This is a genomic window from Paenibacillus yonginensis, assembly GCF_001685395.1.
In the GTDB taxonomy this organism is placed as follows: domain Bacteria; phylum Bacillota; class Bacilli; order Paenibacillales; family Paenibacillaceae; genus Fontibacillus; species Fontibacillus yonginensis.
Window position 1 is genome coordinate 1,298,595 of record NZ_CP014167.1, and the last position, 24,453, is coordinate 1,323,047.

The window sequence follows — 24,453 nt, forward strand, 5'->3', positions numbered from 1 at the left end:
TGTCGTCCGGTTGACAAAAACAACCGGAGTGACGTATATTTCTATTTAATCGTAATAATTACGATTAAGACTTAGAAGTCTCAGCCCGGTTTTGCCGGGATGGGAACTATCCGTTTTTTTAGCTAATCAAGCAAGAGAAGAAAGGAGCTTCCTAACAAACATGAGTGTATTATTAGAAACGCAGGCCAAGAGGGGGACCCGGGTACCGGTCACTGTGTTAAGCGGCTATTTAGGTTCAGGCAAAACAACGGTGCTGAATCATGTTCTGCAAAATCGTAAGGGTCTGAAGGTTGCCGTGATCGTCAACGATATGAGCGAGGTCAACGTGGATGCGGCGCTCGTGCGCGGCGAAGGCCATTTATCGAGAACCCATGAGAAGCTGGTCGAGCTTTCTAATGGCTGCATTTGCTGCACCCTTCGGGAAGACTTGCTCCGAGAGGTCAAAGAACTGGCCGAATCCGGTCGGTTTGATTATATTCTGATCGAATCGACCGGCATCGGCGAACCTGTGCCGGTGGCTCAGACTTTCACGTACGCGGACGAGGAGCTGGGCATCGACCTGACTTCGCTGGCGAAGCTCGATTGCTTGGTTACCGTTGTGGATGCTGCGCGGTTCTGGCATGACTTCGGCTCGGGTGAAAGCCTACTGGATCGGGGGGAAGCGGCAGGGGAAGAAGATACCAGGGATGTGGCGGATCTGCTGATTGACCAGATTGAAACCTGTGATGTGCTGCTGCTGAACAAATGCGACCTGGTGGCAGAAGAGGACCTTGTCAAACTTGAGCGGGTGATTCGGAACCTTCAGCCGAACGCCAAGCTGATTCGTATTGTGCGCGGGGAGGTGGACCCGGGGGAAATTCTGAACACGGGTCTGTTTGACTGGGAAACCGCAAGCCAAAGTGAAGCCTGGCAGGAAGAGCTTGTTAAAGAAAACCATGTGCCGGAAACGGATGAATACGGGATCGGTTCGTTTGTGTACCGGCGCAGAAGGCCGTTTCACCCTGAGCGGCTCGCGGCTTTTATGAGCGAATGGCCTCAGGAAATCGTAAGGGCGAAAGGGACGGTATGGCTTGGAGCTAAGGAGGATATGGCCGCGATGTTAAGTCAGGCGGGGCCTTCAATCCAGTTTGGACCTGGCGGTTATTGGGTTGCCGGATTACCGGAAGGAGAACGGAGGGAGATGCTGGAGACCGAACCGGAGATTTTGCAGCACTGGGATGAGGTCTGGGGAGACCGATTGACCGAGTTGGTGCTGATCGGGATTGGATATGACCGCTCGGAAGTCGAAGCCCGATTGGATCAATGCTTGCTGACAGAGCTGGAAATGGGACAGGACTGGTCCACTTTCATTAATCCTCTTCCATGGAGCAGTTGACATCGAATGAGGGTTCGGCTAATATAAGTAAGTTGAATTCGTAATTATTACGATTATTATATGAAGATATGCGGAAGTTTAAAATTGTGAGGAGGCGACCATAATGCGAGTGACTGTTACTCTTGCTTGCACCGAATGTGGGGATCGTAACTATACGACCACTAAAAATAAAAGAAATCATCCTGAGCGCATGGAGCTGCGCAAATATTGCCCGCGTCTCAAGAAATACACGATTCACCGGGAAACCCGCTAAATCAATTCAGAAAAGAGTTGAACCGTTTTGATCCTGTCATCTATGCGCAATGTGGTTTTTGGTTACGGAAATGAACCTGTCGTTGAAAATATATCGCTGGACATCATGGCCGGGGAGTTCCTCGGCATTACCGGTCCAAACGGCGCGGCCAAGTCAACTATTCTCAAGCTCCTGCTTGGCTTGCTCAAGCCGTGGAGCGGGACCGTTCAACTCCACCCCGAGGTTCTGGAGGAAGGCAAGCTGGTCATCGGCTACGTGCCTCAGCAGGTAGCCTCCTTTAACAGCGGGTTCCCCAGCAAGGTGATCGAGCTCGTTCGCTCCGGCTGTTACTCCCGGCTGGGGCTGTTTCGCAGATTCAGCAGCGAACAGGAAGCTATCGTTGAGAAAAGTTTGAAGCAGGTCGGCATGTGGGAGCACCGCGACGCCCGCATCGGCGAGTTGTCCGGCGGGCAGAAGCAGCGGATCTGTATTGCAAGAGCACTGGCGCAGCAGCCGAACGTGCTTATTTTGGATGAGCCCACTACGGGGATGGACCTTCAAAGCCGGATCGGGTTCTACGAATTAATGAAGCATTATGTGAAGGTCCACCGTCTTACGGTCATCATGGTTACTCATGGCCTGGACGAGATGAGCGCCTATCTGGACCGGGTAATCTCGCTGGAGCGAAAGGAAAGTGAAGAGTGGAAATGTTTGACTACGAGTTCATGCAGCGTGCGTTTTGGGCCGGAGGTTTCATAGGGATTATAGCCCCGATTCTGGGCGTTTATTTGATGCTTAGAAGGCAGGCGCTCATTGCGGACACGTTGTCGCACGTTTCCTTGGCCGGGGTGGCACTCGGTTCGGTGCTTCATTTAAATCCGGTAGTGAGCGGTTTTGTTGTGGCTATTGCCGGCGGTTTGGTGATCGAGCAGCTGCGCCGAACCTATCTGACTTACAGTGAAGTGCCGGTCGCCATCATCATGACTTCGGGTTTGGCGCTGGCCGTCCTGTTAATGAGCCTCAAGAGCAATTTGAATAAAAGCTTCAGCGCTTATTTGTTCGGCTCAATTGTGGCCGTTAATGAACAGCAGTTATGGATTATCGGTTTTGTTGCTTTGATTGGCCTTATTTTCTTTATCGTCTTCCGGCGCCCGTTGTACAACTTAACCTTTGATGAGGAAACAGCACAGATTGGCGGCGTGCATGTTCGCCTGTTATCCTTCTCCTTCTCGGTACTGACGGGGATGACGGTTGCTTCCGCCATGCCGATCGTTGGAGTGCTGCTTGTTTCTTCCTTAATGGTGCTGCCGGCCGCATTGGCCTTAAAGATTTCAAGAGGATTTCTATCCGCGGTAATCATTGCGGTTGTAGCAGGGTTGACCGGCATATTCAGCGGACTTTCGGCTTCCTATTATATAAACACCCCTCCGGGGGGGACGATATCCTTGATTCTGCTTCTGTTCTTCCTGGCCGGATTGGCCGTGCAGAAGATTCTTGTCCGCTCCAAACGGCGCAGACGGGTTATCAGATCTTCCTCTTAAGTATAGATAGGATAGGGCGAACTTTTTTACTTTGAATTTGAAAAATAAAGCCTTACCCGTTGCAACAACGGGATAAGGCTTGTTTGATTTGCGCCACAGCGCCACGGCCGCTGAACCTGGCGGAAGACTTGCTGATGCTCAAGAACGTATGCGGTCCTGACGGATCAGAGCTTCCCATTGTTTGACCGATTCATCGGGCTGCACATGGAGACCGATAACAACAATATAACCTGAACCGGGATAACGGGAAGCCTCATAAGAGAACCGTCCTCCAGCATATTGAACAAGCATTGTTCCCAGGCCGTCCAGCTTTACATAACCTTTGGCGCGGACAATTTGTCCGGGAAGCCCGGAAAGGAAATGCTCCAGCTCCTCCCGTGAGAAGTAGCGGTCGCCTGTGCAAGGAAGCGTAAAGGTTTGAACCGCGGAGAAAGAAGCGTTAGCGGATTCGGAGCCGCCGGCTTGATGCTCATGCTGATGGTCATGGTTATGGGCATGCTGGTGCTGAGGAGGGGGCTGAACCACATGGAAATGTTGGATTGAATGGGGAAGGGAATTCCCCGGCTGCAGCTGTGGCGTGGGCACCATACCCTCCAGCAGCTTGCGAACATCCAGGTCGGCCTTTTGGGTCTTGTGCACGGCAGCCGTGGCATTGCAGCGGCGAACCATGTTTATCACTTTGGCGAGCTGAGCTTCAGAGGACAAATCCGTTTTGTTGACAAGGATTAAATCAGCTGATTCGATCTGCTGGCGCAGCGTCCGGACAAGCTGTTTGTCGGATGCAAAAACACTGCTGTAGTCCAGTGCATGCTCAGCATCCAGGATGGTAATGCTATGTTCGATTGTTAAACGGTCGGCAAATGCAGGCTGTGACAATAGCTCGGCAATTTCAACGGGATTGGCGACGCCGGTCAGCTCGATGAAGAGAATATCGGGACTGCTGCTTAGCAAAGTGAGCAAGCTGCGGGCCAGATCTTCTTTTTTGCTGCAGCAGATACAGCCGTCCAGCAGCTTTTCAATCGGGAAGCGGGTTTGCTCATTCAGCAGAATTCCGTCTACATCCTGCCGTCCCAATTCGTTCATCAGAATACCGGGCTTTAAAGCGCGCCGCCGAGCTTCCATCAGCAGTTTGACCAGCAGGGTTGTTTTCCCGCTGCCCAGAAAGCCGCTTAATAAAATTACTGGCGTTTTGTTCTCCATCATTGATGATCTCCTGTCTTTGGTTTTCTATTTCCGAGTTCTCTATTCATTTATACGTAACCTTTACGAATAAAATGTTATTTTTTATTCTCCATAAAAAAGCTTACGTGTCGTTAGCTGAAGCTATATCATTTCTCACTATATGAAGAATTAAATGTGTCAAAAATTAGACATTTCGATTGACGAATTTTGACTGAAGGTGTAAGATAACTAAGTCGGATACGCAATAACGATACGTAACCTGATATCATAAATATAGTTACTATAGAGCTATAGAGAGAGTGGAGGTAAAAATAGAATGGACGCTATGACTTTTGTTTTGTTTGGCGCGACTGGGGATTTGGCGAAACGTAAAATCTATCCTGCGCTGTACAATCTTTTCCTGGATGGCAAATTGGCTTCGTCATTCACAGTTATTGGTCTGGGCCGTAGAGAAATAGCAGACCCAGATTTTCAAGCTAGTGTGAAAGACTCGCTGAAGAACTTCTCCAGAAAACCGATTGATCCAAGCCATATTGATTCTTTCCTTAGTGCTTTCCATTACAGTGCCTTGAATGTCAACAATGTGGATGACTTCAAGAAACTGCTTGGTGTTGCGCAAAAGTATGAAAGTGAATTGGGAATTCCTGAAAACCGTCTTTTCTATCTTTCGGTTGCTCCAGAATTTTTTGAAACGATTGCTGACAACATCAAAGCCAGCGGTCTTGGAGATACTAAAGGCTGGAAACGCCTCATTATCGAAAAACCTTTCGGTCACGACCTCGAATCGGCTCGTTCGCTTCAAGCGAACCTGAACCGTTCTTTCGAAGAAGAAGAAGTGTTCCGTATTGACCATTACTTGGGCAAACCTATGGTTCAGAACCTCGAAGTTCTTGGTTTTGCTAACCCTGTGCTTCAAGCGCTTTGGAACAACCGTTATATCGCCAACGTGCAGATTACGGCCAATGAGCTTGTAGGGGTAGAAGACAGAGCCGGTTACTACGATACTTCCGGTGCCATTCGCGATATGTTCCAGAACCACATGATGCAGCTGCTCATGATGGTTACGATGCATCTTCCTCACCGCAGCACGCCTGAAGAAGTTCGTGCGAAGAAGAAAAACATCATCAAATCGCTTCGCCCGATCAGCAAGGATAAAATCAATACCCAAATCATCCGCGGCCAATATGGACCAGGCTTTGTTAAAGGCGTGGAAGTTCCAGGCTACAGAGACGAGAACGGTATTGGACCGGATTCCCATAATGACACTTACGTTGCCGCTCGTCTGAAGCTGGAAACGCCTTTCTGGGAAGGAGTTCCTTTCTACATCCGTACCGGCAAACGCACGGGTGAGAAATCGACTCGTATTGTCATCGAATTCAAAGAGCCGCTTAAGGCTTCGACATTCCCGGATGAAGTGATCCCTCCAAACCTGCTTACTATTGAGGTCAATCCTGAAGAAAGAATTACGCTTCAGCTGAACATGAAAGATAAAAACAATTCTAAACATCTTGAGCCAGTTGTGATGGAATTCGGTGGAAGCTCCAAAGAAACTCCTGAAGCTTACGAGAATCTTATTTATGATGCGCTGCTTGGCGACTCCACCTTCTTTGCGCATTGGGACGAAGTGGAATTGTCCTGGGCTTGGGTACAACCTGTCCTCGACGCTTTTGCAGCCAATGAGGTACCGCTTCATTTCTATCCTGCCGGCAGCGACGGCCCGGACGCGGCTCACGAACTGCTTGCGCAAGACGGCTACAAGTGGTGGTAAGCTAATCCCCTTGCGGGTAATTGCTAAATATAGATGTTTTTCTTTAGCTAGCCAATTTATTTAACATATTTAGGAGGTTTCTTCAAATGAAAGTAGGATTAGTCGGACTAGGTAAAATGGGCTTGAACCTTGGTAAAAACCTGATGGACCACAAACATGAAGTAGTTGCTTTTGACCTGAACCAGGCAGCAATTGCTGAAATGGTTGAATATGGCGCCAAAGGGGCTTCCACGATTGCTGAACTGATTGCGGCTATGCCGACACCACGCGTATTGTGGGTTATGGTTCCGCATCAGGTTGTAGACAATGTATTGGACGAAGCTGCTCCGCTTCTGAGCGCCGGCGACATCATCATCGAAGGCGGCAACAGCCATTACAAAGAATCCAAAGCTCGTTATGAGAAACTGAAAGCTTCCGGTATCCATTTCATGGACGCAGGTACTTCCGGCGGTATGGAAGGCGCTCGTAACGGCGCTTGCTACATGATCGGCGGCGACCCAGAGGCTTGGGAAGTTGTTGAACCGATCTTCCGTGATACGGCTGTAGAAAATGGTTACCTGTATGCAGGTCCATCCGGCAGCGGGCACTTCCTGAAAATGGTTCACAACGGTGTCGAATACGGCATGATGGCCTCCATCGGCGAAGGCTTCGAAGTTCTTGAGAAGAGCAACTACGAATTCGACTACGAAAAAGTTGCCCGCGTTTGGAACAACGGTTCCGTAATCCGCTCCTGGCTGATGGAACTGACTGAAAAAGCGTTCTCCAAAGACAGCAACTTGGATGAGCTTAAAGGTGTTATGCACTCCTCCGGCGAAGGCAAATGGACGATCGAAGAAGCGCTTGACCTTCAAGCGGCTACTCCGGTTATCGCAATGTCCCTGCTTATGCGTTACCGTTCCCTGGAAGCCGATACGTTCCAAGGCAAAGTGGTTGCGGCCCTGCGCAATGAGTTTGGTGGCCACGCTGTAGAGAAGAAATAAAGAATAGGCAAAAAAACGGCAGTCCCTCTATGGAGGGGCTGCCGTTTTTGCATGTATTCAGCATGAGTCAGGGGCGAAAGAAGGCCTACAAGGGGAGATGTACACTAAACGTAGTGCCTTCGCCGACACGGGTCTGCACCTTGATTGTACCGCCGTGGGCTTCAACCATGGACAGGCTGATCGCAAGGCCCAGGCCGGCTCCTCCGCGCTTGCGCGCTCTGGAAACGTCGCTGCGGTAGAAGCGTTCAAAGACATGCGGCAGATGTTCTTCTTCGATCCCGGGACCGTTGTCGCTGACGGACAAAACGGCTTCCTGGCCGGATCGGCGCAGCCCTACGTGAATCGTTCCGGTTTCGGGATCCGTATGCTGCACGGCGTTCTGAAACAGGTTAAGCACCACCTGCTTCAGCTTGTCTTTGTCTACATAACCCTGAAGGCCGGGGGCCAGAGAGAAGGAAACCTCTCTTTGACCGGACAAAATGCGAAGGTGGGGTTTCATTTCCTGCACCAGCTCGTCCAAGAAAGTGCCGGTTAACGTTAATTCCGGCGCCCGATCCAGCTTGGCCAGCATAAGCAGATCCTCGATCAGCTTTTTCATCCGGATGGATTCGCCATGCATGCTGTTCAGTGCTGAAGTGAGCTGCTCGGGACGGAGGGAGGAAGAGCGCAGAAGCACTTCCAGAAAGCCGTGAATGGAAGTCAGCGGCGTCCGCAGTTCATGGGAAGCGTCAGCCGTAAAGCGGCGCATTTGCTCTTTGGCTTCCCGTTCGGCTTCAAAGGAGAGCTCCAGCCGCTCCAGCATGCCATTAAAAGAGGAGGACAGCCTGTCGATTTCCTCCTGACCCAGCTGTTCGGGAACACGCTGCTTCAGATTGCCCGCATCGGTAGCGGCCACTGCCCGAATAATCTGATTCAATGGAACCAGCGTCCGGCGGATTAGCGGCATGTACAGCAGCAGCCCTCCGGCCATGGCTAGCAGGGAAAGGACCAGAAAGATTACCAGCTGGCGCATGGCCACGTCCACCAGCGGACCTGTTTCCGTGCCCATTTGGACCAGCCCGGTAATTCGTTCCCCCTCCGTGCTTCCACCCCCTTCCGGCGCCCCGCCAAAGCCCCCTCTTCCAGGAATGACCGGGCTGTCGGCAGGCCGGAATACAACCAGCTGGTCATTGCCTCTGGAGTCCCTGACGATCCGATATTTGATCTTCTCCCGGGATTTCCATTGCTTGAGGATACTTTCGTATTCGGAAGCGGACAACACGGGGTAGCCTGTTTCGGTAGACTGCGTAAGGCTGACATAAGAACCGTCTTCCTGAATGTAGCCAAGCGAGGTATCCGTCGGCGTAAACAGGATAGGACGGTAATTTCTTGTCTGATTCTGATTAGGCGGCTGCTTCTGCTGTTCCCGTTTAACGAGCAGATCAACCGGCATGGAGCGAAGCTGGTTCTCCATCGTCTCCGCGCGGCTGTTGTATAGAAAGTTCTTCATCACCAAATATTGTACCCCGCCGATCAGCAGCAGGAGCGTCGCCAGAATGAACAGCGATCTCGCCAGCAGCTGCGCTCTGAGCGAAGCGGGCGAAACGATCCGTCTCAACCAAGCCGGTCCGGGCAGCCTCATGTCAGGTCAACCCGGTATCCGGCCCCGCGGAGCGTCCGAATCAGGCGGTGTTCCTTATCGCCGAGCTTGTCCCTTAACGAGCGGATATAGACCTCCACGATATTTTCTTCTCCGCCGAAGTCGTAACCCCATACCTTGTCCAGAATCAGGGTTTTGCTTAGCACTATGCCATGATTCAGCACCATATACCGAAGCAGCTCATGCTCGGTTGGGGACAGCTCCAGCACTTTGCCCTGGAATCCGATTTCCTTGCGTTTATCATCAATCCGAAACGGGCCGATCGCGACTTCTCCGAATAAAGTTGGGAACTGGTTGCGAAGCCGGGCTTGAATGCGGGCCAGCAGCTCTTCAAAGCTGAAAGGCTTGACGACATAATCGTCGGCGCCCAGTTTGAGGCCTTTGACTTTGTCATCGACCTCGTCTTTGGCGGTCAGCATGATCACGGCAGCCTGGCTGCCGTTTTTCTTCAGAATCCGGCAGACTTCAAATCCGTCCATCCCCGGCATCATGACGTCAAGAATGACGATATGAGGGGAGAACGTTTCAGCAGCTGCTACAGCCGTTATTCCGTCAGGCGCCGTGGCAACCTCGTACCCTTCATTCACAAGCCCCATCTCCAGAAACTGCAAAATGTGGGGCTCGTCGTCCACCAGCAGAACTTTAATTTCTTTGTCCATATCATTCACCTTCAGTTGGATTCTTACTAACCACACCTCTAATACTTCTATTATGAAGCCTGGCGCTGAGTTCTGCCTTAATCGAAACTGAAAAAATGCTGAATAAAACGTCTTTCTTTCAGCTAACTTTCAGCTTTCTTTCATATGCGCCTCAGGTAACAAAGGCACAATGGAAACTGCCGGGCCGACCCGTCTAAACATGGTCTGAACAGGCTCTAATACAAGTTGATTATCTGCATAAAGAAAGAGGTCAAGCTATGGAGACAATGAAAGAAAGAAGGAATTCAACACGAAGGGTGGATTATTTCCTGCTGGCCAGCATGCTGGTTGCAGCTTTTCTGAATATCTACCTGATTTGGACAGATAAATATGCTAATACGTATTATACGACAGCGGTAGCCAGCATGATGAAAAACATGCATAACTTCTTCTATGGCACGCTCGACAGCGGCGGATTTGTCACTGTGGATAAACCGCCTTTGACGTTTATGATTCAGACGATTTTTGCTTTTATCTTCGGACTGCATGGCTGGAGCGTCATCTTGCCACAAGCGCTCGCCGGCGTGGGCTCGGTGCTGCTGGTTTACCTGCTTGTTAAGCCAAACTTCGGGAGCGGGGCGGCCAGAATCGCAGCTTTGGTCATGGCCTGCACGCCCGTAGCGGTATCGGTCAGCAGAACAAATAATATCGACAGTATGCTTGTTTTTGCGCTGCTGCTCGCAGTATGGTTCCTGTTTAAAGGCGTCAAGCAGCATAAAAGGTGGGCCGTGATCGTCGGCTTCGGACTGGTCGGCGTTGGTTTCAACATCAAGATGCTCGAAGCTTACATGGTTCTTCCGGCTTTTTATTTCTTCTACATACTGGCCGGAGCCGGAGGCTGGAGGAAAAAAGCGGTCACTTTAGCTTTGTCTACAGTCGTTTGTGCTGTGATTTCCTTATCCTGGGCGGTGATTGTGGATTCCGTGCCGGAAGATCAGCGCCCTTACATCGGCAGCAGTGAAACCAATTCGGTCCTGGATCTGGCCTTTGGATATAATGGGATATCGCGTTTAACGGGCGACCGCAGTCCCGGCGGGGGCGGGGGCCGATCGGACCGGGGACTGGAGTTTGGCCTAGGGACGGGAACGGGGACGGCGGATGGATCGGGCTCCGGCGGTTTTGCCGGAACGAGGGCCGGCATTAGGAGCGGTGAAAGCCGTAATGGTTCTGCCGGTGTAGAAGGCGGGCAATCAGACGGCGGACGCGGTTTCGGCGGCGTAAACGGAGGCGATTTCGGGAATCCCGGCTTTACCGGGGAGAGACCGACCATGAATTTTGGCGGAGGCGGAGCGTTTAATACCGGAACAAAAGGGCCGCTGCGTTTGTTTCAGTCCGAGCTATCGGGACAAGCGAGCTGGATGCTGCCCTTTGTGCTGTTCGGCTGTACGGCTTTGTTTGCAAGCTTCCGGATTCGGCATATGAGCTGGAAACATAAAGAGGTTTTGTTTTGGCTGGCCTGGCTGATCCCGGTGATGGGATTCTTCAGCATGGCCGGATTTTTTCACCAATATTATCTGATCATGATGGCTCCTCCGATTGCAGCTCTGACTGGCGCGGGCTGGTCGGAGATGGCCCGGCAGTGGAGAGAACGGGACAGCTGGAAAGCCTGGCTGCTGCCCGCAGCCGTTCTGCTGACAGCGGCATTCTCCTGGTATATCGTACATCCGTATGATTCGGTTATCGGCAAGGGCTGGTCTGTTGCCATCCTTGTTACGGGCGTGCTTGCGACCCTGTGGCTGACTGTAGGTCTGCTGAATGCTTCTTTATCAAAAATGCCTGCTGTGCTTGGCTTCCTGATTTTGCTGATCGGCCCGATGTATTGGGCGTTTACGCCTATTATTTACGGGCAGAGCAGCATGACACCGGCAGCCGGTCCCGGATTGACTGCAGGTTTAGGCCGGTTTGGCGGTTTTGGAGATTTTCCGAATTTCGCCGGCCGGCGTAATGCGGATACTTCCGCTATGAGCGCAAACAGCGAACGGAATTCGGCAAACGGCAGCGGAGACAACTCGTGGGCAGCGGTTGATGACAGCGGTGCAACAAGAAATCCCTGGAATCCGGGAGTCGGTTTTCCTGCTGCGGGCGGCACGGAAGCCGGCGGAGACAGCAGCCGCGGCTTAACCCGGGGAGCTTCTGCTCCGGGAGAGGGGGTCAGTCTGAATGAAAACTTGTACCAATATCTGAAAGATCATAACACCGGTCAGAAATATTTGTTGGCGGCTACGGATTATACGACACTTGCTCCTTATATCATTGAAAAAGGCGAAACCGTGATCAGTTTGGGCGGTTTCAGTGGATCGGACCCGGTGCTCAGCGTGGAAAGGCTGCAGGAGCTGATCAACTCCGGACAGCTTAAATATATCTACTTGTCTGGCGGCCGGGGGGGCAACAGCACGCTCACCCAATGGATTGAGGATCATGGCACCGAAGTTCCGTCCAGCGAATGGGGGGAAGAAACCGGCCAGGCTTCGAATGGAGACCAGGCTGGAGGCCAAGGCCAAACCGGCGGATTCGGTTTTGGCCGCGAGGGCACGTTGTATGCATTCTCGCCTGAGCAAGGAGAGTGAGTCCAATGACAACCTGGGGTGCAGCAAGAGGCCATGATGTTGTTTGCTGCGCGTTATTTACGGCTTTGCTTTGCCGGCCTAGAATGGGCTCCTTTATCAGTCCGGTGCGGATATCTGACGGATTCGGATTCAACGGATCATGTTATTGCTTATTTAAATGAGCTGGTGCGCAACAAAAGCAGGCTTGATCACGTCTTACATTCATAAGGATTGTTGAATTAGATTACAGAGAGAAATAGAGAGATAAATTAGAAAGATTAAATAGAAAAAGAGTAATGAATACTCGTACAAAGAGATGACAAGAAAAGGTTAGCAGGCGGAAAGACTCAAATACGGGTTGCCAAAAAATAGCCGCGCAAGCGGCGGGAACGAGGAGGAGCAGGCGCCATAAAAGGCGGCCTGCTCTTCTTGGTTTTACCGGCTTCCCACAAGCACGGCATATCCCAATTCCTGTCCATAGTCGCGGATAAAGGCTTGATTCTGCTCAAAGAACTGGATAACCTCGGGATTTGTCAGCTGGCTGATATCCATGATCTGGTGGGGATCGTACCAGGCCGCCGACTGGGCTCCGAACAGCTGGGGAGATTTGCCTTCACCGGCCCAGACCATCGGCTGCCGGAAACCCGCAGCGCGAAGCCGTTCAACCCATTCTCCTACTGTAGGGAGAGAATCGATTCCGTATAACCCGCGCATCCGTTCTTCCAGCTGTTGGTTGGGTCTGGTCGCGAACAGCTCCCGGTCAAACAGCTTCCCTCCGGGAGCAAGCACTCTCGCATATTCGTTTAAAGCCGTATCCGGCTCCACGAAAATTGTCACCGATTCGGCAAATACAAAATCAAAGGTTTTATCCTGAAAGGGGAGATGGAGAACATCCCCCTCGAGGAATTGGACTTCGACCTCCTCGACTCTGGCCCGTGCTCGGGCTTTGGCCAGCATTCGCGGGTTCTGATCGACCGCAGTGACCATGAAGCCAAGGCTGGCCAGGTAACAGGCAGTACGGCCCGTGCCGCAGCCTACTTCCAGTAATTTGGCTCCCGGAGGCACCTGGATGCTCTCGAGCAGCTTAACCGTTCCTTCAAATCCCCCAGGATGAGCGGCACCTTCCCCGGTTAACGCAATAATTTCAGCATAATTCATTCCTGAGAGCCCCTTTCTGTATTCAGCTATGGCAAACGACCTGGCTTGGAGGATAACTGGGATTCCATCGTTTAACGTATTCGAATGAACGGAATATACTGTTATGAATCTGACTAGCAAAGGAGGAAAATCCGTGCAACTGATCCAGCCGCTTAATAAAGAAGGCTGCAAGCCGTACATCGGCCAGCATGTGTGCGCAGTCCTTCACGATGGAACTCAGATCCATGGCGTTATCAGCAACGTGACGGACAAAGGGATCGAATTTAACGGTGCCGCCAGAAGCGCCGAAGTGCTGTCCAAGAATCCTCAAAAAGCCAAAAAGCAGCTTCAGCAAGCCCATCAGAAAAGCAAAGTCAAAACCCGGTCGAAGGGGAAAGTATCGGCTTACGGCCCAGGACCATACGGAGCCCCTTATGGCGCTCTGGATCGGCTACACTAAGTTGGACAATGAAAATAAGGGCTTGTAGAATAGACCTATCATACGAAGGAGCGGATCTCTACAATGCCAAAACAACGACGTACCTTTACTGCAGAATTTAAGCGACAAATGGTACAGCTTTATGAGAATGGGAAGTCCAGGGCAGCGATTGTGGAGGAATACGACCTCACAGCTTCCGCTTTAGACCGTTGGATTATTCAGGCTCAGACAACGGGTTCCTTTAAGGAAAAGGATAATCGTTCATCAGAAGAAACCGAACTGATGGCGTTACGAAAAGAGAACCAACGTCTGAAGATGGAGGTAGATATTTTAAAGCAAGCGGCGCTGATCATGGGACGAAAGTAGCTATCATTCGGAATAACCTGGATAAATACTCGGTATCAGCATTGTGTAACGTCCTGCAAATTGCAAGAAGTACGTACTATTATGAAGCCAAAGAACGACCGAATGAAGATGGGTTATCAAAGGCTATTGTGGAAATCTTCTATAAGAACCGAAAAGCCTACGGTACACGAAAGATCAAAACCAAGCTCCAGGAACAAGGACTCATCGTGTCTAGACGCCGTATTGGCCGAATCATGCGTGAGCAAGGCCTGGTCTCCACCTATACCATTGCCCAGTTTAAGCCCCACAAAACGGCCTGTAATGAGGCGGCAACGACGAATGTGTTAGCTCGTGAGTTTGACCAGGCTGAAATTAAGCGCTTCGTGGTCAGCGATCTAACGTATGTGAAGGTAGGGCACCGTTGGCACTACATTTGCGTCCTCATCGACCTGTTCAATCGAGAGATCATTGGCCATAGTGCAGGTCCACATAAGGACGCTGCTCTGGTTTCGCGCGCCTTTGCTACGGTAGAAGGTGACCTGAGCCAAATCCAGTGGTTTCATACGGACCGTGGAAGTGAGTTTAAAAACCAGAAGATGGACGAGCTTCTGGAAACCTTTGAGATCAGTCGATCGTTAAGCGCGAAGGGTTGTCCTTATGACAACGCTGTAGCGGAAGCAACCTACAAGGTCATGAAAACGGAGTTCATCCATCAGATGGAGTTCCAGAGCCTCGATCACCTGCAGTTGGAACTATACGACTATGTTAACTGGTTTAACAAGCATCGAATTCATGGATCATTGGGGTACATGACGCCTGTTCAGTACCGTCAAGTAGCCCTTAAAAAAGCTGTCTGATTTAATGTTGACAATCCACTCCGTATGGATACGGTTATGGCTATGGAGGCGCATATGCTCTGGATTGGGCGGCGATCGCCCTCTTGTTTCTGATCCCGTTCCTGTTTATTTAAGCGGGAGCAGGAGTCTGGTTTGGCGCTTCATTCCAAAGACAAGAAACCCTTTCTTGTCTTTCTTTTTTTCCGGAGGGGAAAGGGGAAAGAACCGGTCTTTTTGTTCCTAATCCATATATACATAAATTAGCGACAAATCATGCTTGAGAACATCGTTAAGGAGGAGAATTATGCTGGACAATAGGGCGGTTTCCGAACAAATGGACCATGGCTTTGGTTCTCTGTCTGAGGAGTTATGCGGCGATATCGTTTCCGTGCTTGGCGTGTCGCGTGTACCCTGGATATTCCGGGCACTCGAAACCTTCGGGTTAACGAAGGAAGCTTGGTCAGCCGTCCGGATGAACCTGATGTCGGAGGAGGCAGAGGAAGCGGCAAAGCTGCTCCGTACTCATCGGCTGGGGGTTCCGCCGCTCTTGATCGATTGGCGCAATTTATACAGTCCCGGCTCGTTTGAGCACCTGAGAAGCCTGGTTAACGCCAGCTATGAGTCTAATCCCCGACTGCTGCTGATGGTCAGCTTATGGGTCGAGGGGCTTAGCGGCCGCTCTATTCGCGGGAGAAAGGGGCGGGAAACGGGGGGAGAACCGGTAGCCGTCTCTGCCCGGCGTGAAGAAGCAAAGCTGCCGCTTAAAGGGGGAAAAGGCGCACCGAAAGCCGGTCCTATTGAAAACGCTTTATCTTCCAGATTGCTAATGAATGAAATCGCTGAATATCATACGCTGTGGGGAATGCCGGATGACTACAGCGCTCTGATTCTGTATCCGGAATTTCTGCGCATCCACTGGGGAAGCTTGAAACCGCATCTCAAATCATCCGGTTATGCAGCAGCGAAACGCCAGATCGTTGCCGAAGCTTCCATGAAGGTGCATGAGCTGCCTTACGCGGCGGATCTTAGCGGCTGGTTTGCCGAGTCGGAACAAACCTTTGGAGACCGTGAACAGGGGGAAACGGATAAAGCCCGTTTATTGGAGCTTCTGTATTTGCTTCAAGACCAACTGGCCGGACTTCTGTTGGAAATATCGTTTATCCGCAGCAGCCTGCATTAACAGGAGATGGATTAAATGAAAACACGCAAACACGGTTCCCGTAACTTTGGGAACCGTGTTTGCGTGCGGCATGGGAGCGGCCTGCCAACCGGCTTGTTCCTGCTGCTTCGCCGAAACTTAATCCTGCTTGCCTTCGATTGAACAGAGCAGAATGCCGGCGGCCAGGCCCAGGCGGGGATCAAACCGCTGCGGATTAACCGCCGTGAAATCGCAGTGAACCTTGGTCACGAGCGGGTTGATATTTTGCGTATAGGCATGGGCCTTCTGACCGTCGATCTCGACATGATAGCTTTGCGGCAGAATATGAATGAACCGCCTGAGCAGGGCGAGAAAGGAATTGTCCTCTTTAATCCTGCCTGTTTCGCTGTCATCCGGTGCTAAAATGATCCATTCGTCTTTGAGGATGGACTTAAAGCCGCGTCTGCGCAAAGAGCCGATTCTCTCCCCGGTAACCGAATCGGTGACATCGTAAGTGGCCGAGAAATCAACCACCCCGCGGGCCCGGATGCGAAGCAGCTCTTCGGCCATCGTATCATCCTTGTACAGCCCGATGTCTTCTTTAAATTTAAAAGCCTTCATCTCCGAATAAAGGATCAGCTGCTCGTTCTCGTCATAAATATGATATTTGGTGCCTAATAGAGAAAAAACTTTCTTCCGGATCACGTATTTGTTACGGATGAATTGGGGATTCATGTCGCTGCATTCCTCCTGTTTCAGATCTCTATGTATACAGGTCTATCATCTCATAATCCGGCTTGGTCTGCCATAACAGGCAGAGGAAGATTTTTGAATTTATTTGAAGCTGAACTTGCATTTCGGGGCCTTCAACATCGCCGAAGCGGTTTCGGCAGTGTTTGGTTATTTTCACAGAATCGTAAATTTAGGGTTTTGATGATCTTCTTGTATAATGGATTCTGACTTGATTTACATCTCTACATCGGTTTACGGAAGGAAGGCCAAACAAGATGAGCTGGGGAATTGGACTGCGCAATATTAAAACCGGTATCGCGATTTGCATTTGTTTGTTGATCGCGGTTATTTTCAAACTGAATTCACCGTTTTACGCGGCAATCGCTACCATTATATCTATGGAGAATACTATCACAAACTCCTTTGCAGCCGGACGGCACCGGACGATGGGAACGCTGGTGGGGGCGCTTATCGGCGCTTGCTTTGCGTTTGTTGATCCTGGAAACGTGCTGTTATGCGCCATTGGCGTGGTTATCGTCATCTATGTCTGCAATTTGCTGCATTGGAACAAGTCGGTTTCGATCGGGTGTATCGTTTTTCTGGCGGTTATGCTGAATTTGGGCAGCAACGGGGCCAATCCATGGGCATATGGCTTACATCGGATCATTGATACTTTAATTGGTATTTCCGTGGCAGTTGCGGTAAATTATCTGATCTTTCCGCCTCGGCTGGAGGAGAGATTGGAGCAGAAACGCGTGGCGTTTGCAGAGCGGCTGTCTACGGAATTCAAAAAGATAACCGAAAGAGGCGAAACGGCCGATCTGCCTGGACTGCGGGCCGAGCTGATTAGCCTAGAGCAGGCTTTCGAGCAGTGGAAGAACGAAATCCACCCCCGGAAGGTTACCTCCCAGGCGACGAATCAGACAGCGGAAGTATTGGCTTCTTACCGCCATATCTATGAGCATCTGGTCATCATGCAGCGGCTAAGGGAAGAACTGGGCATTTCAGCAGGCAAAGCCGATTTAGTGACCGGCGCCGAGCAGGCCGAATCTTCGGAGAGTTCGCTCCCTACTGTCGGCCCTTTCCCTATGGAGGATTCACAGCTGGAGCGGCAGAGGCTGAATGAACAATCGGAGATCGTCTACAGTTATCACAGAACCTGGATCTATCAGGAATTGCGAAGACAGGGGCTGCCTGTGCCGGACCTTCAAACGCTGCAATCTGCAAGGTCCAAGCCGGGCCGCATATAGATTTGCCCGCTATGCCCCCTGCTCTCAAGTAAGCCCGCTCCTGTTTCCTTAGTGGTGAATATATTAGAAACGTAAGAGTATATTCGCTGAAACAGGAAGGGGCATTGGCTGGGATGGGGTATATACAGGAATTGAGAGCTCTCGTCGGGACAAGGCCTTTGATCATGAATGGTTCTTGCGTTGTTCTTCTTGATGCGTATGACAGGCTGCTGCTCCAGCGCCGTAAGGATAATGCCCTTTGGGGGCTTCCCGGGGGCGCGATGGAGATCGGGGAAAGTTATGAGGATACCGCGCGCCGCGAGCTGCTGGAGGAGACCGGCCTTCGGGCTGGCTGCTTGAGCATGCTGGGTCTTTATTCGGGAAAAGATTTACACTTCCGGTATCCTAACGGAGATGAAGTGTTTTTGATATTTGCAGCTTACCTTTGCACCGATTATGAAGGCGAGCTTCAAGATGGAGCCGACGAAGTGCTTGAGGCTGGATTTTTTGAGCTGAACCGCCTGCCTGGTGCTATTCATCCGCCAGACTGGCCGGTGATCCGGAAATTGATTGCGGAGATGCCGAAGTGATGGCAGGAGTCCCGGGTTTAAATGGAAGGTTGCTGCACTCTGTGGAGGGCGGCGGCCTTTTTGTATATGAGGGGGGGATCAGCAAGCAGGAATTGGAATGGCGAGAGAAGAAGTTAATCTAACTCAAGATCTTGAAGCAGAAAAAAGCATGAACAGCCGTTCGGCCATTTAGGAATGGGGGAGAAATTTTGCTTGCACCGCTTATAGTTCTAGTTGTTTTGGCTTGTCTGGTTTCAGCCTTTATACCGTTTGGAGGGATCTTGGTTACTTCCGTTCTATTTGCTGTAGTTGTTCTTCAGTATCAGAAAATAAACAGGATTCACGAAGAGCTCCAGGAAATCCGGAAACATTTAGGCCTTATGAAACCTGAAGAGAAAGAAGAATATGAAATAGAACAGCAAATTAAAGAAGTTGATCAGCTGGATGACATGTCGAGAGAACAAAGGAATCAGAAAATCGAAGAAGAATTAGCGAATGCTGGGGACCCCGATAAAAAAGATTAGAGTATCCCGCTATTTGCCGGAAGACTGCAAGTGGCATGTCCCTTATAAAGAACATCTCTAAAACTGCATAATGCACAATATTCCTTCATGCAGGTCCTGTGTTATGATAGGAATACCAAATTATTCCGATTTGAGGTGTCTCATGTTAACTTTGCATAACAAGCTAAAGATGGGCTGGGCATGGCTTATCTTTATTTTTGCCGTTTTGGCACTGGGCAGCAATCATGTTTATGGCTACTCCTTATTGGACAGCTTCTTGGATTTCATTGGAATTGGCAGCTGGACTGATGATGAAAAGCTGCGCGTGCATATTACAGCTCTCGTCACCCTTCCTTTGCTGATTCTGGGCGTTATTCAATCGGTGCGTCATTTAAAGGGGAGATACCCTCATATTTTCGGTCTATTATTTGTTTCGATTGGAGTTTGGATCGCGATCTATCCTGCGCTAACGGGGCGGCTTGTCCAGTTAGGGGAATGGCTTGTCAAATAATTACCCATTTTGTATCGAAGGAGTTATGAATGAATCTGCAGATCAAACAGAATTTGAAGAACAGTTATGACGACAAAGCCGTTCTGAGGGATCAATCGGAGCTTCCGGCTTGGAAATTGAAGGAGATGAAGGACTTCCTGGTTTTCTTTGATGAAGGCGAAGAATCGCGGATCTTAGACCTCGGAGCGGGAACCGGTCAGCACAGCTTGTACATGAAGGAGCGGGGCCTAGAGGTTACGTGTATTGATCTAAGCTCTAACATGGTGGAACTATGTCTTCAAAAAGGACTTAAAGCTTATGAAATGGATTTTTATCATATCCATTTTGAAGATAACCATTTTAATGGCATTTGGGCTATGAATACCCTTCTTCACGTTCCCAAGCAGGATTTGCTCCAGGTTCTGGAGGGAGTCCGGAGAGTGTTGAAACCGGGCGGTTTATTCTATATGGGCGTATACGGCGGATATAACAGCGAAGGCATCTGGGACGAGGACACTTATTCGCCTAAGCGCTTTTTTTCTTTTTATGATGAGGTCTCGATGAAAGAGATGGTTTCTCAGGTCTTTAAACTTGAGTCATTCAAGACAGTTTCTTTAGATGGAATGGAGTTGGACTTCCAAGGCATGATTTTGAGAAAAGAATAGGATTTGAGAATAGAAACAAGAAGGTGGGGGTCCTCCTGAAAGATTCAAGTGTACAGGCTGTTTTTCTGGATCGGGATGGAACGCTGGGTGGCACGGATCACGTGCTCTTACCTGGTCAGCTGGAGTTGTTCCCGTTTGTGCAGGAATCGATCCATAGATTAAAAGCAGCCGGAATTTGGGTTTATTCCTTCACTAATCAGCCGTTAATTGCCCGCGGAGAGGCTGTAAGAGAGGATTTTGAACAGGAACTGCTTTCCTTTGGATTCGATAAAGTTTATTTATGCCCCCATGAACATGGAGAGGGCTGTTTGTGCAGGAAACCGGCTACCGGCATGCTTATGCAGGCTGCGAATGAAAACGGTCTGGATTTGAAGCAGTGTGTGGTAATCGGCGATAGATGGAAGGATATGGTCGCTGCGTATGAAGCCGGATGTAACCGTGTTCTTGTAAAGACGGGAGCTGGTCAGCGTGAATGGGACAAATATCAAAACGATGAATTCTTCGGCAGCTGGAAAGCAGCTGTTCCGCACTTTATAGCGGAAGATTTGAACGACGCCGTGAGATGGGTATTTGAAAGAAGCTAAGAGGAAAAACGTTACATACGGAGGGTTTATCCATGGACATTCAAGCCAAACCATCCGCTTTCGTGAACTGGGGAGGGCATCATGTAAAGCTGACCTGGTTCTCGAAGGTTTACCCGGAAGATTTAAGCAAGGTGACAAGCGTCCACGGATTTTGTGTGGAAGCTGGCAAAGTTCTGCTGGTGCAGCTTAAAGAACGAGGTTTTGATTTTCCGGGAGGACATGTGGAGCTTGGCGAGACGCCTGAAGAAGCGTTCCACCGTGAGGCGTATGAAGAGGGGTATGTCAGAGGTGCAATTCAATATCTTGGCATGATCGAGGTCAGCCATGAAGAAAATCCTTTATTTGACCCTTACGGAAGGTATCCTTTGGTGGGTTACCAGCTTTTTTACAGAATGGACGTCACAGAGCGGCTGCCTTTTGGCCGGGAACATGAATCAGTAACCCGCATTTGGGTTGAACCGGCGGAAATGCCTTTTGTGATTATGGACCATGAATTAGCGATGATCGCCTTAAATGAAGCGACAGAAATCCGTAATTCAATTGCAGAATAAGGGGTAAAAAGCTATGCCGCTGCCGCGCAAGAAATCAAAGAGTAGATTTTCGAGGTGAACCATGGACCGTCTTCAACTGATTAGACAAAAGGAAAAAGAATATCATGACGAAGCTTATAAACAATTTGAACTCTTTCAACCTGGCTCATGGCTGCACAAGCCTGTCCAAACCATTATGGAATTGTTAGTCCATTTTAAGGAGAAGGATGAACTCCGTGTGCTCGATTTAGGCTGCGGGGTAGGCAGGAACAGCATTCCGATTGCTCAAAGTCTGGAGTATAAACCGGGAGAAGTTGTAGCTGTCGATTTGCTGGAATCGGCGGTTGCCAAGCTGCAAAGCTATAGCAGGCAGTATGGAGTGGAGGACCGGATTCGTCCGGTGTTATCTGATATTTCAGCTTACCCCATTGCCGAGCGTTATTTTGACCTGATTTTTTCGGTGTCGGCTCTGGAGCATTTGGATTCCGAGGCTAACTGGTCCGAGGTTATTAAGAGAATGAAGCAGGGCACCAAACCGGGTGGCCTAAATGCCATCATCATGAGTACGTCAGTCAGAGAAACGGTGGAGGATACAGGCGATGAACTTGATCCCATGTATGAGCTAATGTTCAGCACAGAATCGCTGCTTCAGAAGCTCGAAGGACTTTATGCTGGCTGGGAGGTTTTGAAGCAGACGGTGAAGCCTTATGCGGTGCAAATCAAGAGGGACGGCCGGGCGATTAAGCTGGAGAGTGACGTGGTGACCTGGGTGGTCCAGAGAACCGGGGCTTGAAGACATAGGAAGAGCCGTTTGGAAATTAAGGGAATAAACAGTCAAATAACAGATAAATAAGCAGGCCAATAAACACTTAATATGGAGATATGGAGGTTTCTATGAATAAACCCTGGTCGGAAGAAGTGCCGGTTGTTCAGTTTAGGGTTGCAAGACCGACGCACCAAATAGACAAAATCAAGGAATTTTACACAAAAGGTTTGGGTTTTGAAATTGTGGGTTCCTTTTCCGGCCATGAGGGATACGATGGGGTGATGATTGGACTCCCTGGTGTAGATTATCATTTGGAGTTTACCCAGTATGAGGAAGCATCGCCGGTACCGCCTCCGTCCGAAGATAATTTGCTTGTCTTTTATATCCCGGATTTGGAAGCCAGGAATGCTATCGTAGAGCGATTGCAGGAGATGGGGTATCCGGGGGTTGAGCCTGAGAACCCGTACTGGAAGCATAATGGCGTAACGATTTGTGATCCAGACGGCTGGAGAATTGTCCTGCAAAATACGAGAGGTATAACCAAATAAAGAGAACAAGCGCATCTGCTTAATGACCCGGGCATATAATGGGAAAAGTGCTGTTCGGAAATTTAAGCAGAGGTGATGATGAGATGCAGGTGCTTGAAGTCGCTGTTATACACGTTAAACCGGGGAAGATTAATGATTTTGAGAGCAGTGTCCGGAAAGCGTCGCGAATTATCTCTAACGCCAAAGGTTATGTCAGCCACGAGCTGCAGAAATGTGTAGAGCAGGACAACCAATATATTTTATTGGTCAAATGGGAGTCGATTAAGCACAACTTGATTGGCTTCCGGACCTCGCCGGAATATGAAGAATGGAAATCATTGCTGCAGCCTTACTTCGACACAGAGCCGGATGTGGGTCATTACATTAACATTAATCTAAAAAGCTAGTTGGAGCTGTTGTATATCAGGAGTGAGTTTGTGCATGCCTAGATCGTCTTATTTCAAAAACCCGTACTTGCGTCTTGTTCTTCTGGCCGTATTTGTGATCTATGGTCTGATTATGATCAAATTGCTTTTCCTGAGGGGGGCATCCTACCAGTGGAAGGTCTACGATTACAACCTGGTCCCGTTCAGGACGATCAAACGGTATATTATGCATAAAGATCGGTTCAATTTTGATACCTGGTTCAAGAACTTGTTTGGGAATATTGTTCTATTTATTCCGTTAGGCGTGTTTCCTCCGCTGCTTCGAGAAAAATTTTTCAGATTTAAACCGTTTATTCTCCTGGTCGTATCGATTCTGTTAGCGGTTGAACTCGTCCAGCTGTTTACAAGGGTTGGAAGCTTTGATGTGGATGATCTGATTCTGAATTTGTTCGGAGCCTTGATCGGTTTTCTTCTCGTTAAATTTTGTACAAAGCACTAGACCATTTGTAAAAGGCTTAAATATACGTATCCGAGGAGGAGTTAGTTTTGCACCCGATTCTAAATGAAATTGGTACGGTATTTATTCCGGTGAGCGATATTGAAGCGGCTCGTGACTGGTACTCGGGTATTTTGGGCGTCCAGCCGGAGGGGGAGATCCAGTTTGGCCATCTTTATGTGCTTCCCATGAAGGGGACAAGCATCGTATTGGACAGCAAAATTTACGCGGAGGATCGCATTTACAAAACTCCGGCTTTTCATTTGAATACCCCGGATATTGAAGCAGCGTACAGCTTCATGAAGGATATGAAGGTTGATTTGATCACAGGTATCGAGCATAACCACTGGTTCAACTTCAAGGACCCAGACGGGAATCTGCTGATGGTCTGCAAGTGTTAACCTGTCCCTCTCAGCGAATTTTCAGAATTTTCTTATCTAAAATTAAGCCTTGTTTCAGCGGAGGTTAAGCCGGCCTGACTAAAATATAAATACATACCCCCTATAAAAAATAGATTGGCTGCCCCGGAATTGTGGTTATTTTGGAGCAGCTCTTTTTTTGCCTTCATGATTCTTGAAAATAAGTTGGCTGAGAAACACAAATCTTGACATTGCACCTCCATGTAACTAAAATGGTTACAACGGTGGTGTTGCACATGAAGCAGATAAGCACAAGGTTTTCCATAGCGGTTCACACGCTTTCTTTGATTGCTTTAAATCCAAATGAATGTACAGGCGATTATATTGCCTCAAGCGTGAACACAAATCCGGTTGTGATCCGGAGAATCATGGGCATGCTGAAGAAAGCCGGGCTGATTGACGTCCGTGTGGGCGTCGGCGGCGCTTCTCTATTAAAGAATCCGGAGGAAATATCGCTGCTGGAGGTTTATCGGGCAGTTAACGCAGCTGAAGAAAATCAGTTGTTTCGAATCCACGAGAATTCCAATATTAAGTGTCCGGTTGGCCGGAATATCGAAGCGGTTCTGCAAACGGAGTTCCTTGAAGCCCAACGGGCCATGGAACAAAGGCTGGCACAAACTACGCTGCAGGATTTAAGGGGCAAATTTGTGTGACATGCAGCGTGCCAAAACAAAGTGTGCTGCTCCAGCAAGCTGAAGTTT

At 49.6% G+C, this 24,453-nt stretch carries 29 protein-coding genes; 24 read left to right on the top strand and 5 right to left on the bottom strand.

The genetic code is table 11. The features are described from left to right. Positions 1-160 precede the first annotated feature (160 nt). The 4 genes from AWM70_RS05940 (at position 161) to AWM70_RS05950 (ending at position 3,148) form a co-directional block, all read left to right on the top strand. Positions 161-1,375, top strand: a complete 1,215-nt coding sequence (locus tag AWM70_RS05940; RefSeq protein ID WP_068694779.1) for a GTP-binding protein — start codon at positions 161-163, stop codon at positions 1,373-1,375. A gap of 103 nt (positions 1,376-1,478) precedes the next feature. Next, positions 1,479-1,628 (top strand): 50S ribosomal protein L33, encoded by a 150-nt coding sequence (gene rpmG, locus AWM70_RS22600; RefSeq protein WP_083180139.1) that lies wholly within the window; start codon positions 1,479-1,481, stop codon positions 1,626-1,628. A gap of 27 nt (positions 1,629-1,655) precedes the next feature. Further along, positions 1,656-2,366, top strand: coding sequence for a metal ABC transporter ATP-binding protein (locus AWM70_RS05945; RefSeq protein ID WP_068694780.1), 711 nt, complete (start codon positions 1,656-1,658; stop codon positions 2,364-2,366). Continuing rightward, entirely contained in the window at positions 2,309-3,148 is an 840-nt protein-coding gene (locus tag AWM70_RS05950) for a metal ABC transporter permease (protein ID WP_068694781.1), read from the top strand. Before AWM70_RS05945 ends, AWM70_RS05950 begins: the two co-directional genes overlap by 58 nt. A gap of 138 nt (positions 3,149-3,286) precedes the next feature. On the opposite strand, the gene AWM70_RS05955 is transcribed toward AWM70_RS05950, so the two are convergent. Next, entirely contained in the window at positions 3,287-4,351 is a 1,065-nt protein-coding gene (locus tag AWM70_RS05955) for a CobW family GTP-binding protein (RefSeq protein WP_237167838.1), read from the bottom strand. 295 nt (positions 4,352-4,646) lie between these two features. On the opposite strand from AWM70_RS05955, the gene zwf reads away from it, so the two are divergent. After that, positions 4,647-6,098: a glucose-6-phosphate dehydrogenase gene (gene zwf, locus AWM70_RS05960; protein WP_068694782.1), complete on the top strand. Its 1,452-nt coding sequence runs from the start codon at positions 4,647-4,649 to the stop codon at positions 6,096-6,098. Positions 6,099-6,184: 86 nt separating this feature from the next. After that, positions 6,185-7,078 (top strand): phosphogluconate dehydrogenase (NAD(+)-dependent, decarboxylating), encoded by an 894-nt coding sequence (gene gnd, locus AWM70_RS05965; RefSeq protein WP_068694783.1) that lies wholly within the window; start codon positions 6,185-6,187, stop codon positions 7,076-7,078. An 85-nt stretch (positions 7,079-7,163) separates the two neighbouring features. Here the strand turns inward: gnd and AWM70_RS05970 are convergent, their stop codons facing one another. Further along, complete coding sequence (locus AWM70_RS05970) at positions 7,164-8,699, bottom strand: sensor histidine kinase (RefSeq protein ID WP_068694784.1); 1,536 nt, start codon at positions 8,697-8,699, stop codon at positions 7,164-7,166. Further along, entirely contained in the window at positions 8,696-9,376 is a 681-nt protein-coding gene (locus AWM70_RS05975; RefSeq protein ID WP_083180140.1) for a response regulator transcription factor, read from the bottom strand. The genes AWM70_RS05970 and AWM70_RS05975 overlap by 4 nt, the downstream gene beginning before the upstream one ends. A 257-nt stretch (positions 9,377-9,633) precedes the next feature. Here AWM70_RS05975 and AWM70_RS05980 point away from each other — a divergent pair, with 257 nt between their 5' ends. Beyond that, a complete protein-coding gene (locus tag AWM70_RS05980) occupies positions 9,634-11,982 on the top strand; it encodes an ArnT family glycosyltransferase (RefSeq protein WP_237167839.1) in 2,349 nt (782 codons plus the stop codon). A 414-nt stretch (positions 11,983-12,396) separates the two neighbouring features. Here AWM70_RS05980 and AWM70_RS05990 read toward each other — a convergent pair whose 3' ends face one another. Next, the gene (locus AWM70_RS05990; RefSeq protein ID WP_068694786.1) at positions 12,397-13,119 is read right to left on the bottom strand and encodes a class I SAM-dependent methyltransferase; all 723 of its coding nucleotides are present in this window, start codon (positions 13,117-13,119) and stop codon (positions 12,397-12,399) included. A 133-nt stretch (positions 13,120-13,252) separates the two neighbouring features. On the opposite strand from AWM70_RS05990, the gene AWM70_RS05995 reads away from it, so the two are divergent. From AWM70_RS05995 to AWM70_RS24100, 4 genes are all read left to right on the top strand, one after another. Next, positions 13,253-13,558, top strand: a complete 306-nt coding sequence (locus AWM70_RS05995) for a hypothetical protein (protein ID WP_068694787.1) — start codon at positions 13,253-13,255, stop codon at positions 13,556-13,558. 63 nt (positions 13,559-13,621) lie between these two features. After that, positions 13,622-14,739, top strand: a protein-coding gene (locus tag AWM70_RS06005) for an IS3 family transposase (RefSeq protein WP_206093401.1) whose coding sequence is annotated in 2 segments (ribosomal slippage) — positions 13,622-13,868 and positions 13,868-14,739 — 1,119 coding nt in all. Because the reading frame shifts where the segments join, the coding sequence is not laid out codon by codon here. 283 nt (positions 14,740-15,022) lie between these two features. Beyond that, positions 15,023-15,898, top strand: coding sequence for a halocarboxylic acid dehydrogenase DehI family protein (locus tag AWM70_RS06010; RefSeq protein ID WP_068694788.1), 876 nt, complete (start codon positions 15,023-15,025; stop codon positions 15,896-15,898). A 15-nt stretch (positions 15,899-15,913) separates the two neighbouring features. Next, entirely contained in the window at positions 15,914-16,039 is a 126-nt protein-coding gene (locus AWM70_RS24100) for a hypothetical protein (RefSeq protein ID WP_257784540.1), read from the top strand. Here the strand turns inward: AWM70_RS24100 and AWM70_RS06015 are convergent. Further along, complete coding sequence (locus AWM70_RS06015; RefSeq protein ID WP_068694789.1) at positions 16,016-16,591, bottom strand: LURP-one-related family protein; 576 nt, start codon at positions 16,589-16,591, stop codon at positions 16,016-16,018. The two genes, AWM70_RS24100 and AWM70_RS06015, sit on opposite strands and share 24 nt — an antisense overlap. A 272-nt stretch (positions 16,592-16,863) precedes the next feature. Between AWM70_RS06015 and AWM70_RS06020 the strand changes: the two genes are divergently transcribed. The 13 genes from AWM70_RS06020 (at position 16,864) to AWM70_RS06080 (ending at position 24,405) form a co-directional block, all read left to right on the top strand. Beyond that, positions 16,864-17,838 (top strand): FUSC family protein, encoded by a 975-nt coding sequence (locus tag AWM70_RS06020; RefSeq protein WP_068694790.1) that lies wholly within the window; start codon positions 16,864-16,866, stop codon positions 17,836-17,838. 164 nt (positions 17,839-18,002) lie between these two features. Then, positions 18,003-18,407: an NUDIX hydrolase gene (locus tag AWM70_RS06025; protein WP_237167840.1), complete on the top strand. Its 405-nt coding sequence runs from the start codon at positions 18,003-18,005 to the stop codon at positions 18,405-18,407. Between the two features lie 188 nt (positions 18,408-18,595). Then, positions 18,596-18,910: a hypothetical protein gene (locus tag AWM70_RS06030; RefSeq protein ID WP_068694792.1), complete on the top strand. Its 315-nt coding sequence runs from the start codon at positions 18,596-18,598 to the stop codon at positions 18,908-18,910. 142 nt (positions 18,911-19,052) lie between these two features. Then, positions 19,053-19,400 carry a hypothetical protein gene (locus AWM70_RS06035; protein ID WP_068694793.1) on the top strand — a complete coding sequence of 116 codons (348 nt, stop codon included), beginning with the start codon at positions 19,053-19,055 and terminating at the stop codon, positions 19,398-19,400. A 29-nt stretch (positions 19,401-19,429) separates the two neighbouring features. Then, entirely contained in the window at positions 19,430-20,044 is a 615-nt protein-coding gene (locus AWM70_RS06040; protein ID WP_068694794.1) for a class I SAM-dependent methyltransferase, read from the top strand. Positions 20,045-20,067: 23 nt separating this feature from the next. Next, the gene (locus tag AWM70_RS06045) at positions 20,068-20,628 is read left to right on the top strand and encodes an HAD-IIIA family hydrolase (protein ID WP_237167841.1); all 561 of its coding nucleotides are present in this window, start codon (positions 20,068-20,070) and stop codon (positions 20,626-20,628) included. Between the two features lie 32 nt (positions 20,629-20,660). Next, positions 20,661-21,179 (top strand): NUDIX hydrolase, encoded by a 519-nt coding sequence (locus tag AWM70_RS06050; protein ID WP_068694795.1) that lies wholly within the window; start codon positions 20,661-20,663, stop codon positions 21,177-21,179. A 175-nt stretch (positions 21,180-21,354) separates the two neighbouring features. Next, positions 21,355-21,951, top strand: coding sequence for a class I SAM-dependent methyltransferase (locus AWM70_RS06055; protein WP_237167842.1), 597 nt, complete (start codon positions 21,355-21,357; stop codon positions 21,949-21,951). Positions 21,952-22,052: 101 nt separating this feature from the next. Further along, positions 22,053-22,472: a VOC family protein gene (locus tag AWM70_RS06060; RefSeq protein ID WP_068694797.1), complete on the top strand. Its 420-nt coding sequence runs from the start codon at positions 22,053-22,055 to the stop codon at positions 22,470-22,472. 38 nt (positions 22,473-22,510) lie between these two features. Continuing rightward, positions 22,511-22,858 carry an antibiotic biosynthesis monooxygenase family protein gene (locus tag AWM70_RS06065; protein WP_068694798.1) on the top strand — a complete coding sequence of 116 codons (348 nt, stop codon included), beginning with the start codon at positions 22,511-22,513 and terminating at the stop codon, positions 22,856-22,858. 34 nt (positions 22,859-22,892) lie between these two features. Then, positions 22,893-23,336, top strand: coding sequence for a VanZ family protein (locus AWM70_RS06070; RefSeq protein ID WP_068694799.1), 444 nt, complete (start codon positions 22,893-22,895; stop codon positions 23,334-23,336). 47 nt (positions 23,337-23,383) lie between these two features. Next, positions 23,384-23,734 (top strand): VOC family protein, encoded by a 351-nt coding sequence (locus tag AWM70_RS06075; protein WP_068694800.1) that lies wholly within the window; start codon positions 23,384-23,386, stop codon positions 23,732-23,734. A 254-nt stretch (positions 23,735-23,988) separates the two neighbouring features. Then, entirely contained in the window at positions 23,989-24,405 is a 417-nt protein-coding gene (locus AWM70_RS06080) for an Rrf2 family transcriptional regulator (protein ID WP_068694801.1), read from the top strand. Positions 24,406-24,453 lie beyond the last annotated feature (48 nt).